The 11,566-nt window shown below is 74.0% G+C and carries 10 protein-coding genes and 1 pseudogene; 2 read left to right on the forward strand and 9 right to left on the reverse strand.

Annotated elements, in window-relative coordinates:
* From murD to GEV28_RS39545, 5 genes and pseudogenes are all read right to left on the reverse strand, one after another.
* Nucleotides 1-222, reverse strand: a pseudogene (gene murD / locus GEV28_RS39525) (UDP-N-acetylmuramoyl-L-alanine--D-glutamate ligase); the annotation flags it as partial.
* A 190-nt stretch (nucleotides 223-412) separates the two neighbouring features.
* Nucleotides 413-1,501 carry a phospho-N-acetylmuramoyl-pentapeptide-transferase gene (gene mraY, locus GEV28_RS39530; RefSeq protein WP_291419040.1) on the reverse strand — a complete coding sequence of 363 codons (1,089 nt, stop codon included), beginning with the start codon at nucleotides 1,499-1,501 and terminating at the stop codon, nucleotides 413-415.
* A complete protein-coding gene (murF, locus tag GEV28_RS39535; RefSeq protein ID WP_291419043.1) occupies nucleotides 1,498-3,006 on the reverse strand; it encodes a UDP-N-acetylmuramoyl-tripeptide--D-alanyl-D-alanine ligase in 1,509 nt (502 codons plus the stop codon). Before murF ends, mraY begins: the two co-directional genes overlap by 4 nt.
* Before the next feature lie 109 nt (nucleotides 3,007-3,115).
* Complete coding sequence (locus GEV28_RS39540) at nucleotides 3,116-4,711, reverse strand: UDP-N-acetylmuramoyl-L-alanyl-D-glutamate--2,6-diaminopimelate ligase (protein WP_291419059.1); 1,596 nt, start codon at nucleotides 4,709-4,711, stop codon at nucleotides 3,116-3,118.
* 74 nt (nucleotides 4,712-4,785) lie between these two features.
* Nucleotides 4,786-5,454, reverse strand: a complete 669-nt coding sequence (locus tag GEV28_RS39545) for a rhomboid family intramembrane serine protease (RefSeq protein ID WP_291419045.1) — start codon at nucleotides 5,452-5,454, stop codon at nucleotides 4,786-4,788.
* A gap of 10 nt (nucleotides 5,455-5,464) precedes the next feature.
* Between GEV28_RS39545 and GEV28_RS39550 the strand changes: the two genes are divergently transcribed.
* Entirely contained in the window at nucleotides 5,465-5,659 is a 195-nt protein-coding gene (locus GEV28_RS39550) for a hypothetical protein (RefSeq protein WP_291419047.1), read from the forward strand.
* Here the strand turns inward: GEV28_RS39550 and GEV28_RS39555 are convergent.
* From GEV28_RS39555 to GEV28_RS39565, 3 genes are read right to left on the reverse strand one after another with little or no spacing between them, the layout of a single operon-like run.
* On the reverse strand, nucleotides 5,656-7,263 hold the full coding sequence (locus GEV28_RS39555) for a DUF6880 family protein (RefSeq protein ID WP_291419049.1): 1,608 nt from the start codon (nucleotides 7,261-7,263) through the stop codon (nucleotides 5,656-5,658). The two genes, GEV28_RS39550 and GEV28_RS39555, sit on opposite strands and share 4 nt — an antisense overlap.
* A complete protein-coding gene (locus GEV28_RS39560) occupies nucleotides 7,260-8,156 on the reverse strand; it encodes a haloalkane dehalogenase (RefSeq protein ID WP_291419051.1) in 897 nt (298 codons plus the stop codon). The genes GEV28_RS39555 and GEV28_RS39560 overlap by 4 nt, the downstream gene beginning before the upstream one ends.
* Before the next feature lie 26 nt (nucleotides 8,157-8,182).
* On the reverse strand, nucleotides 8,183-10,027 hold the full coding sequence (locus tag GEV28_RS39565) for a penicillin-binding protein 2 (protein ID WP_291419053.1): 1,845 nt from the start codon (nucleotides 10,025-10,027) through the stop codon (nucleotides 8,183-8,185).
* Between GEV28_RS39565 and GEV28_RS39570 the strand changes: the two genes are divergently transcribed.
* The gene (locus tag GEV28_RS39570) at nucleotides 10,014-10,205 is read left to right on the forward strand and encodes a hypothetical protein (protein ID WP_291419055.1); all 192 of its coding nucleotides are present in this window, start codon (nucleotides 10,014-10,016) and stop codon (nucleotides 10,203-10,205) included. The genes GEV28_RS39565 and GEV28_RS39570 overlap by 14 nt on opposite strands.
* A gap of 673 nt (nucleotides 10,206-10,878) precedes the next feature.
* Here GEV28_RS39570 and GEV28_RS39575 read toward each other — a convergent pair.
* Nucleotides 10,879-11,566: hypothetical protein (locus tag GEV28_RS39575; RefSeq protein WP_291419057.1), on the reverse strand; the 688-nt coding region annotated here is incomplete at its 5' end.

The raw sequence follows: 11,566 nt of genomic DNA on the forward strand, positions 1-11,566 counted from the left end.
CAGCGGGCTCGTCGGCGGCCAGCCGGGGCTCGCGACGACCAGGTCGGTGCCCGCCGGCGGCTCGGTGAGCCCGGCGACCGTCGCGGCGCCGGCCGGCAGGTCGGTGAGCCGGCCCGCCGCGGCGTCGGTGACCGTGACGTGCGCGCCCATGGCCAGCAGCGCCTCGGCCACCGACCGGCCGGTCACCCCGGCGCCGGCGACCAGCACCCTGCTCTGTTGCATTGGCTCGCTCCGCTCGCTGGTTCGTGGGCCTGTTCCCGGTGTCTTCCCTCCTGCGCTGCTCACTCACTCGTCCCTCGCTCGCTCCGCTGCTCGTCAGTCCAGACACCGGCGGCCCACTCACAAGACATCGGCCCATTCACGGGCTCGTGACTTGGCGCGCCCTGTGCCGTTGATTCGGTCGCGAGCTTACTCAAGACCCGTAGGCCGTGAGCCACTCGCTGTAGAAGAGGCCGAGGCCGAACATCGCGCAGATCCCGGCCAGCAGCCAGAATCTGATGATCACCGTGGTTTCCGCCCACCCGGCGAGCTCGAAATGATGATGGAACGGTGCCATCCGGAACAGTCTCCGCCGCGATGTTCGGAACACGGCGATCTGCATGACCACCGACAGCATCTCCACGACGAACAGCCCGCCGACGATCACCATCAGCAGCTCGGTGCGGGTGGTGATGGACAGGCCCGCGACCAGGCCGCCGAGCGCGAGCGAGCCCGTGTCGCCCATGAAGATCCTCGCCGGCGCCGCGTTCCACCACAGGAAGCCGATGCAGGCACCCATCGCGGCGGCCGCGACCACCGCCAGGTCGAGTGGGTCTCGCACGTCGTAGCAGCCGACCGTCGGGTCCGAGGCGCCGCAGTTGTAGCGGAACTGCCAGAACGTGATGACCACGTAGGTGCCGAACACCATCGCCGACGAGCCGCCGGCCAGGCCGTCGAGGCCGTCGGTGAAGTTCACCGCGTTGGACCAGCCGGACACCGCGATGTAGCAGAACACCACGAAGCCGACCGTGCCGAACGAGATGATCGCGAGGTCGCGCACGAACGACATCTGGATGGAGGCCGGGGTGAACCCGTACTCGTCGGCGAAGTTCATCGCGAACACGCCGAACACGACGGCCACGACGAGCTGGCCGACCATCTTCGCGGTCTTGTTCAGGCCGAGGTTGCGCTGCTTGCGGATCTTGATGAAGTCGTCCAGGAATCCGACCAGGCCAAGGCCGGTGGTCAGGAACATGACGAGCAGGCCCGACACGGTCGGCGACTCGCCCGCCGGGTCGGACATCGCGTTGAACAGGTGCGCGACGAGGTAGCCGACCCACATCGCGACGATGATCGCGACGCCGCCCATGGTCGGGGTGCCGCGCTTGGACTTGTGCCCCTCCGGGCCCTCCTCGCGGATCTCCTGGCCGAAGCCATGCCGGGAGAACACCCGGATGAGGTACGGGGTGAACAGGATGGAGACGATGAGCGCGATCGCGGCCGCGATCAGGATGCCGATCACGCGCGTGCCCCCAGGATCGCGTCCGCCACCCGCCAGAGGGCGGCCACCTTGGAGGCCTTCACCAGAACCACGTCACCTGGCCGCAGCTCCGCGTTCAGCAACGCGACGGCGGCTTCGACATCCGGCACCAGCACCGGCTCCTCCCAATATCCACTCCGGCTCGATGGTGTGGCGCCGGTGGTTCCCTCGAGGCGGGCGCCGTGCTGGATGCCGCCCGCCTGCTCGTCCACCGCGACCAGCCGGTCGATGTGCAGGCGCATCGCGAGCCGGCCGATCTGCTCGTGTGCCTCCGCGCCGGAGTCGCCCAGCTCCCCCATCACGCCGAGCACCGCCCAGGTGCGGCGTCTCCCGCGGCCCTCCTCGCTGCCCGCCATCCGCGCCAGCGTGCGCAGCGCGGCGCCGACGGACTCGGGGTTGGCGTTGTAGGCGTCGTTCACCACGGTGACGTCGTCCGCCCGGGTGCTGACCTCCATACGCCGGGCCGACAGCCGCCGCGCCCCCCGCAGCCGCTCGGCGATCGCGTCGAGGCCCGCGCCCAGCTCCAGCCCGACGGCCGCGGCGGCGAGCGCGTTGCCGACGTGATGGCCGCCGTGCAGGCCGAGCGTCACCGTCCGCGTGCCTCGCGGGGTGACGAGGGTGAAGGTGGCCCTGGCGTGGTCGTCGAGCTCGACGTCGGCGGCGCGGACCTGGGCGTCCTCGCTCTCGCCGACCAGCACGACCCGCGCCGTGGTCCGTTCGGCCATCGCGCGGACGAGCGGGTCGTCGGCGTTGAGGATCGCGACGCCGCCGCGTTCCGCCGCGGGCAGTGACTCGGCCAGCTCGCCCTTGGTGGCGGCGATGTCCTCCTGGGAGCCGAACTCGCCGAGGTGCGCGGTACCGACGTTGAGCACGACGCCGATGCGCGGCGGGGCGGTCTCGCAGAGTGCCCTGATGTGGCCGGGGCCGCGCGCGGAGAGCTCGAGAACCAGATGCCTGGTGTCGGCGTCGGCGCGCAGGACGGTCCACGGGTGGCCGAGCTCGTTGTTGAACGAGCCGGGCGGGGCGACCGTGGCGCCCGTCGGCTCGAGCACCTGGGCGATGAGGTCTTTGGTGGAGGTCTTGCCGGACGACCCGGTGACGCCCACGACGGTGAGCCCGCGCGGCGCGAGCCGGTCGACCACGTCGCGGGCGAGCCGGGCGAGGCCGGCGAGGACCGCGGCGCCGGATCCGTCGGAGTCGCCGGTGAGGGCGACCGAGCGGACGTGCGCGTCGGTGACCGGCGGCACGACGACCGCGGGCGCGTTGACCGGCCGGGCCGCGAGGACGCCGACCGCCCCTCGCTCGACGGCGGTGGCCGCGAAGTCGTGCCCGTCGACCCGGTCCCCGGGCAGCGCGACGAAGAGGCCACCGGGGCCGACCTGCCGGGAGTCGAACTCGACCGAGCCGGTGACCAGCTCGCTGCCGTCGGAGTTGTGCAGCCGACCGCCGGTCGCCTCCGCGACCTCGGAAAGAGTGAGGGGGATCATCGCCGCACCACCGCACGGTCCCGATTGAACGGCCCGTTCAATCGGGGCGGGGGGCCCCCGATTTCAACGCTACGCGAGGGCACCGACGGTTTCGGCGCGGTCGGCGGGATCATCCGGTCCCCTTCTCGAGCAGGGCCCAGATCGCGGCGCGCATCTCGTCGTGGTCGGAGAACGGGTGGACCACGCCGGTGATCTCCTGGCCGGTCTCGTGGCCCTTGCCGGCGATGACGACCACGTCACCCGGCTCGGCACGGGCCACGGCCGTGCCGATGGCGCCGCGCCGATCGCCGACCTCGATGATCTCGCCGCGCTCGGCCGCCGGCACCGCGAGCGCGCCGGCCAGGGTCGCGGCGCGGATCGCGGCGGGGTCCTCGCTGCGCGGGTTGTCGTCGGTGACGATCAGCAGGTCGCTGCGCCGCGCGGCGGCCTCGCCCATCAGCGGGCGCTTGCCCTCGTCGCGGTCGCCGCCGCAGCCGAGCACCACGATCACCCGGCCGTCGGTGCGCCCGCGCATCGCGTCCAGCGCGAGCGCCACCGCGGCCGGCTTGTGCGCGTAGTCGACGACCGCGGTGAAGTCCTGGCCGAGCGCGACCCGCTCCATCCGGCCCGGGACCTCGACGGTCGACAGGCCCGCGGCGATGTCGGCCGGCGCCACGCCCGCGGTGCGCAGGCAGGCCGCGGCGAGCAGCGCGTTGGCGACGTTGAAGCTGCCCGGCATCGGCAGCGTGACGGCCAGCCGCAGCCCGTCCGGACCGTGCACCGTGAACGACTGCTCGCCCGAGCGGGAGGTGCGGATGCCGGTGGCGGTCCAGTCGGCCGACCCCGCCGGCACGTGCTCCGCGGCGACCGTGATCGTGTGCGGGGTGACCAGCCGCTTGCTCCACTCGCCGTCGACGCACACGACCTCGGTGGTCGAGCGGCCGTCGAACAGCATCGCCTTGGCCTGGAAGTAGTTCTCCATGTCCGGGTGGAAGTCCAGGTGGTCCTGGGAGAGGTTGGTGAACGCGCCGACCGCGAACCGGGTGCCGTTGGCCCGGCCGAGCGCGAGCGCGTGGCTGGAGACCTCCATCGGCACGTGGGTGACGCCGCGCTCGACCATCACCGCGAACAGCGCCTGCAGGTCGGGCGCCTCGGGCGTGGTGAACGCGCTCGCGAGCCGCTCGCCGTCGATCCGGGTCTCGACGGTGCCGACCAGCCCGGTGCGCAGGCCGGCGGCGCGCAGGCCCGCGTCGATCATGTAGGTGGTGGTCGTCTTGCCGGAGGTGCCGGTGACGCCGAGGACGGCCAGGTGCAGCGACGGCTCGCCGTAGATCCAGGCGGCCACCGAGCCGAGCACGCCGCGCGGGTCGTCGTGGACGAGCACCGGGATGCCGGCCCGCTCGATCCCCGCCCGGATCGCCGGCCGGGCCGCACCCGCCTCGTCGGTGAGCACCGCGACCGCGCCGGCCGCGATGGCCGCGTCGGCGAAGTCGGCGCCGTGCACGCGGGCACCGGGCAGCGCGGCGAACAGGTCACCGGGAAGCACGTGCTGTGCACGCAGCGTAGCGCCGGTGGTCGCGAGGTCCTGGACGGTCCCGGGGTCGGCACCAGGGCCGGCGACGAGACGCGCGTCCGCCCGTGCCACCAATGTGGTGAGCGGGACGGGTGTGGTCCTGGTGGGGCGAGGCGGTGCCGTGACGGCCTTGCCAACGAGCTTGGCGGGCACGTCGCGGAAGGTTACCTGCGCACGGAGGGCGATCAAGGACACCCTGGTGCTCACGGCCGTGTCGATGCCCGGTACTACTCCGCCGCGGGCAGCCCCGGCAGGGTGTCGGTGGTCGCCGGCTTGGGCCGCTTCTGGCGGAGGGCGACCGCGGCGAGCATGCCGGCGACGAGCCCGCAGATGTGGCCCTGCCAGGAGATGTTGGCGACGCCGAAGCCGATCGAGTTCCACATCGGGTAGGCGTAGGCGAGCGCGATGCCGATCGAGACCACGACGTCCACCGGCCGGCGGTCGACGAAGCCACGCAGCAACAGGTACCCGAAGTACCCGAACACGACGCCGCTGGCGCCGACCGAGATCGTGTTCTCCGGCGAGAACAGCCAGACCCCGAACCCGCCCACGACGATCACGATGACGGTCATCCAGAGGAACTTCCTGATGTTCGGCACCGCGGCGATGAAACCGAGGCTGAACAGCGGCAACGCGTTGCCGGCGAGGTGCTCGATGTTCCCGTGCAGGAACGGCGAGGTGACGATGTCGACGAGGCTGCCGAAGTCGCGCGGCCGGACCCCGCCGGCCCGGACGAGGCCCCGCCCGGTGGCGGCGTTGATCAGCTCGATGACCCACAGCAGCGCGAGGAAGGCGACCATCAGGGAGGCCGCGCGGCCCAGTGGGCTCGCGAGCGACCCGTCGTCGCCGCGCCGGGACGGCGCTGGTGGGAAGCTGCCGGACGGTTGGATGCTCACCGTGGCAAGTATGTCCGACCCCGACCCCGCGCCGCCTGCCTTTGCCGGTCACGGCGCGGCATCGACATCCGTTCGCGACCAGGCGACGCACGCGCTGAACGACGCGCTCGAGACGCTCGACGTCCCCGACGACGCGTTCAGGGCGCCGGCCGCCACCGGCGGGATCGCCGCAGGTCAGCTGCTCGTCAGGCGCTTGTCGGGCTAGAGGCCCCTGCGGCTCAGCTCGGCCAGCAGGGTCGGGCGGCGCTGGTACCGGGTCCTGATCTCCGCCACCAGGGCGTGGAACGACTCCTCCTCGGCGCAGCCCGCGGACAGGTCACGCAGCTCCTCCAGCAGGATGCCGGCCTCGCGGTGCGCGTCCCGGCCCGATCGCCGCAGGCAGCGGCGGACGGCATCGCGCCAGCCCGCCAGTACCTCGGCCGGGTGCGCGGCGCCACGGGTCCGGGCCACCTCCAGCCACGCGCGGTCGCCGCAGCCGTGCTTCTCCGCGGCCTGCCAGGCCTGGGCCGGCTCGCCGTCGTCCAGGAGCGCGCCCACGAGCTCGTCGGCGCACGCGCCGGCCTCGGCCGCCGCACGCAGGACGTCCAGGGCCGCCTCGCGCGCCGCCGGCCAGTCCCCGCACAGCTCCGCGGTTGCCCGCAGGTTCGCGTACGCCGGTCGGGCGGGCGCCGCGAGCAGGGCCGCGGTCCGCAGGGCCACGGCGTCCGCGGGGCGCCCGGCGTCCACATAGGACCGGACCAGCACGTCGGCGACGCGCGGGTCGCCGGTCTCCTCGACGCCGCGCTCGGCCCAGCGGATGGCGCCGGCGAGCTCCCCGGCGTCGCGCAGCAGCGTCGCGATGTCCAGGAACGCCTTCGGGTTCGGCACGTTCTCGGCCAGGATGTCGACCCGCGCGTCGAGGTCACCGTCCACAGTGGCCAGCTGCTCGCGCATGGCCCGCACGACGGCGACCTTGTCCGGGCGCGCCTCCTGCCACGCGCCGCGCACCAGTGCCCGGTAGGTGTCCATGCCGCTCGCGCCCAGGGTCTCGACGAAGTCGGCCAGCTCGAGCGTGGGCCACCCGGGCCCGTCGAGCTTGAGCCGGAAGATCCACCCGGCGAGCTTGTCCTGGTTGGGCCGCGCGGCCGCGCATGCCTTCGCGTACAAGGAGAAGGCCCGCCGGCAGACGCCCACGACCGCGCCGGTCGAGTCGTCCATCGTGGCCATCTCGGCGGTGATGGCCTCGACGGCCGACCGGGCCAGCGGCCGCGCCTCGGCCGCGTGCCCGGACCCGACGAGCTCGGCGATGGTGGCGAGCATGTCGCGGGCGCGCCGGGCGTAGTCGAGGGTGGCCTGGTGGTCGAGGTAGCCGCGCGCCCGCAGCGCCTCGTCGAGCTGCCGGCGCAGCACCGCTACCGGCGGCGTCCCACCGGCCGCGCGCAGGGTCAGCTTCCGGTACAGCGCCGGGTCGCGCTCGGCCTGCTCCAGCACCAGCCCGACGAGCTCGCCCTGGTCCAGCGTGCGCAGGTACGCGCCGAGGTCGACCTCCGCCGCCCGAGCCGGCTCGCCGGCGAGCAGCACCAGCCCGACCGCGACACAGTGCTTGCAGAAGTTGCCGTCCGCGCCGAACGGGCAGCCGCACTCCCCCACCACCCGGCCACCGTCCCGGCCGAGCCACACCTCGTAGGTGGCCGACCCGCGCACCACGGCCCGCACCCCGAGCGCGGTCGGTTGCACGTCCTCCACCGCGCCGACGTAGTCCCGCCCGCGCTGGTATGACGACTCGCCGGCCGCCTCGCGAAGATCGTCCTCGCCGAACCAGGCCGTCACGGGAGGCCCCGCACGAAGCCGGCCACGATCTCGCCCAGCCGCTCCCCCGCGTCCTCCTGCAGGAAGTGCCCCGCGGCGGTGAGGGTCCGGTGGTCCTGGCCCCGCGCACCGGGGATGCGCTCGCGCAAGACGGGCGCCATCGGGCCGGTGATCGGGTCGCTGTCGCCGAACGCGGTGAGGAACGGCTTGTCCCACCGGCGCAGCACCTCCCATGCCGCGCGGTTGGCCGCCGACGCCGGGTCGTCGAGGCTCACCGGCACGAGACCGGGCATGGCGCGCGGCGCGGCCTTGAACGACTCGTCCGGGAACGGCGCGTCGTAGGCGGCGCGGACCTCGGCCGGGAGCGTCGAGCGGCAGCCGGCCTGGACGAACCGGCCGATGTCCAGCGTCGGCGCGCTCTCCACCGCGCGGCGGAAGCTCCACCACACCTCCGGCATGCCGGACTCGCCGGTGGGCAGGCCTGTGTTGGCCGCGACGATCCCGGCGACCCGGTCCGGATGCTCGGCGGCGAGGCGCAGACCGAGCAGCCCGCCCCAGTCCTGCCCGACGACCGTGACGTCTCGCAGGTCCAGGGCGTCGAGCACGAGCGCGCGCACCCACTCGACGTGCCGGGCGAAGGTGTGGTCGGCGACCTCGGCCGGCTTGTCCGAGCGGCCGAACCCGACCAGATCCGGTGCCACGGCGCGGATCCCCGCACCGGCGAGCACCCGCAGCACGTGCCGGTACAGGAACGACCAGCTCGGCTCCCCGTGCAGCAACAGCACGACCGGCCCGGCCGCCGGCCCGGCCTCGACATAGGCCATCCGCACCCCGTCGAGCTCGGCGTAGGCCGGCTCGTACGGGAAGTCGGGCAGTGCGGTGAACCGGTCGTCGGGAGTTCGCAGCACACGCATGGCCCAAGACTATTGCGCGGCACCGACTACTCGGCGATGAGCGGGACCACCGGGCTGGCCGTCTTCGAGAGCGGGACGTTGTACGTCTGGGCCAGGTAGGAGGCGACGTCGTGGAAGAGCGGAGCGGCCGAGCGGCCCTCCGGCGGCCCGCCCGAGTAGTTGGGCCGGTCGAGCATGATGCCCACGACGAACCGCGGGTCGTCGGCCGGCAGGATGCCCGCGAACGTGATCCAGTACTTCGAGTTCGAGTAGCTGCCGGTGGCCGGGTCGATCTGCTGGGCGGTGCCGGTCTTGCCGGCGACCTGGTAGCCGGTCAGCGCGGCGGGCTTGCCGGTGCCGTCGTTGAGGCCTTCGCCGTCCTGCACGACGGCGCGGAACATGTCCCGCACGGTGCGCGCGGTCTCGGCGCTGACCACCCGGACGCCCTTCGGCCGCGGCTCGGCCACCCGGGTGCCGTCCGGGCCGATCCGCGCGCTGACGATCCGCGGCGGCACGCGGACCCCGTCGTTGGCGACCGTCTGGTACATCGCGGCCATCTGCAGCACGGTCATCGACAGGCCCTGCCCGATCGGCAGGTTGCCGAACGTGCTGCCGGACCACTGCCCGCGCGGCGGCACCCGGCCCGGGCTCTCACCGGGCAGGCCGACGCCGGTCTTCTGCCCGAGGCCGAGGTCGCGCAGCAAGGTGGAGAACCTGTCCGGCCCGCAGCCCTCGGCCAGCATCAGCGTGCCGACGTTGGACGACTTCGCGAAGATGCCGGTGGTGGTGAACGGCAGCGTCCCGTGGTCCCACGCGTCGCCGATGGTCCGGTCGGCGACCCGGATCGAGTCCGGGACCTGGTGCACGTCGTCCGGTTCGGAGACGCCCTCCTGGATGGTGCACAGCGCGGTGACGACCTTGTTCACCGACCCGGGCTCGTACGGCGTCGACACCGCGGGGTTGCCCATCTCCTTGGTGTCGAAGCCCTTGGGGTCGGTCGGGTCGAAGCTCTTGTCGTTGGCCAGCGCGTAGACCTCGCCGGTGCGCGCGTCGAGGACCACCGCGCTGCCGCCCTTGGCCTGGCTCTTGGCCACGTAGGCGGCGAGCGCCTGCTGCAGGTAGTACTGCAGGTCGGCGTCGATGGTCAGCTCGATGTCCGAACCGTCGGTGGCCGGCTGCATCTCGCGCTCGGTGCCGGGGATGACGACGCTCTTGCTGCCCTCCAGGGTGTCCGCCACCTGACGGCCCGGGGTGCCGGAGAGGTCGTTGTCGAGCAGGCTCTCCAGGCCGGACAGGCCGTGCAGGTTGTGCTTCTGGACGTCCGGGTCGTCCTTGCGCCAGTTGGCGACGCCGACGACGTTGGACGCGAGCGACTTGCCGGGGTACTCGCGCACCGCGCGGTACTCGGCGATGATCTCCGGGAAGTCCTCCTGGATCTCCCGCGCCACCGCGGGCTCGACGTTGTCCACCAGGGGGACGTATCCCTTGTCCCGGCGCAGCTTCTCCAGCAGGTCCGCCTCGGACACCCGGTCACCGAGCCGCTCGCGCAGCGCCCGGGCGATCTCCTCGGTGCGCTCGTCGAAGCTGATCGGCGCCGTCGGGTTGTCCTTGTTGTACTTGGCGATCTCCTTGCGCACCAGCCTCGGCTGGAACGCCAGCGCCCGGGACTCCACGCTGAACGCCAGCTGCACGCCTTTGCGGTCCACAATGGACCCACGGGTGGCCGGGATGTCGATCTCGGTGGTGCGCTGCTGCTCGGCCTTGGCGGCGAGCGCCTCGGCCTCGAACCCTTGCACCTGGACGAGCTTGAGCCCCGCCGCGACGAGCGCCGCGATGAGCAGGAACCGCACCGAGACGACGCGGATGTGGTGGTTGCCGGTGGGCTTGCGCACCAGCCGCCTCGGCCCTGTCGACGCCCGCCTGCGCGGCGCCACCGCGGCCGAGCTGTGCCGGGGCGCGGGCGCGCTGCGCCGCGAGCTGGCCCGGCGCTGCCGGCCGCCGGCACCGCGCGGCACCGCCTTGCGGGCCGGTGCCTCCCGCCGCGGTGCCCCGCGGCGCGCGGGCTCGTAGGCGTCGCGGGCCTCCCGGTCGGCCGCCTTGCGCCGAAGGGCCTCCCGCCAGGGCGGCAGCTCCTCCCTGGACGCGCGCGACCCCCCGAACCAGGAACGCCCCCGGGCACCACCGCCCGACGGGCCGCCCCCCGGAGCCGCACCACGCGGCCAGCCGCCCGACGAGCCTTGCGCGCCGCCCCGAGGCCCGCCTCGCCCGGCACTGCCCGAGGCACCTCCGCCGCCCGCGTTGCCGTACGACGAGCGGCCCCCTCGCGGTGGGAGGTCAGCCGCCCGGGGAACACCGTCCCGAGCGGCGCCGAACGACGACCGGCCCCCGCGCGGCACGCCGGAAGAACCACCGGCTCGCCGCGGACCATCGGCACGCCCGGCGCCGCCGGAACCCGCGGCACCACCCGCCGAACCACCCGCCGAACCGCCGGCACGGCGCCCGCCGGACCGACCGGAGCCCGAGGCACCACCCGCCGAACCGCCGTTCGCGCCGCCGGAGCGGCGCGTGCCACCCGAACCCGCGGTACCGCCGGTCCGCCGGGTGCCGCCAGAAGCCGAGCCGCCGGCCGAACCGCCGGACCGGGGCGAACCCAGCGGGCCGGGGGTCGAGCGGCGGCCTGGTACGGACGGCCAGCCCCGTTCGGGCGGGCCACCGTGGGGAGGCTGGCCCGACGGTGGCGGCATCAGCCGGCCCCCGGGGCGTTCGCGGCCTGACCCTGCGGGTCCCGCTGGCCGGCAGGCGCGTCGTCGTGCCCGGCCGGTGGCGGGGTGGACGGCGAGGTGGACGGCGGCGCGGGTGGCTTCGGCTTCTCGGCGGCCTTGGGCTCGCCGACGACGACCACCCGGCCGTCCGACTGCACCACGAGCCGGGCCGGGTCGCCGCCCGGGACCATGCCCATCGCCTTCGCCCGCTCGGCGAGCGTGGACGCCGACTCCGCGTTGGTGACCTCGCGCTGCAGCTTGTCGGCCCGCTCGGCGAGCTCGTCGGCGGTGGTCTTGGCCTTGTCCAGCCGGTAGGAGTCGGCGATGGCCTGGGTGGACAGCCACAGCGTCGCCGCCACGCCGACCGTCAGCAGCACGATGATCAGGATGACGAACGACGCGCGCCCCGCGGTGCGGTCCTCGTCGTGCTCGATCGGGTCGGGACGGCGCCCCTCGCGCTGGGCCCTGCGGGCGTAGGCACGCTGCGCCGCCACCGACCGCGACCGGCCGGCGGAACGCTCGGCCGACGGCTTGGGCTGCTTCTTCGGCTGTGTCTTGGGCGCCGGCTCGGGTGTCGGCCTCGGTGTCTGCCCGGGCGTCCTGCGCGGCCGGGGCGGCGCCTCGGTCGGCGCGCTCGCCGCGGCCTCGCGGGCGGCCAGCCGGGCCTCG

Origin of the sequence: Actinophytocola sp., from assembly GCF_009379765.1 — a bacterium.
In the GTDB taxonomy this organism is placed as follows: Bacteria; Actinomycetota; Actinomycetes; order Mycobacteriales; family Pseudonocardiaceae; genus Actinophytocola.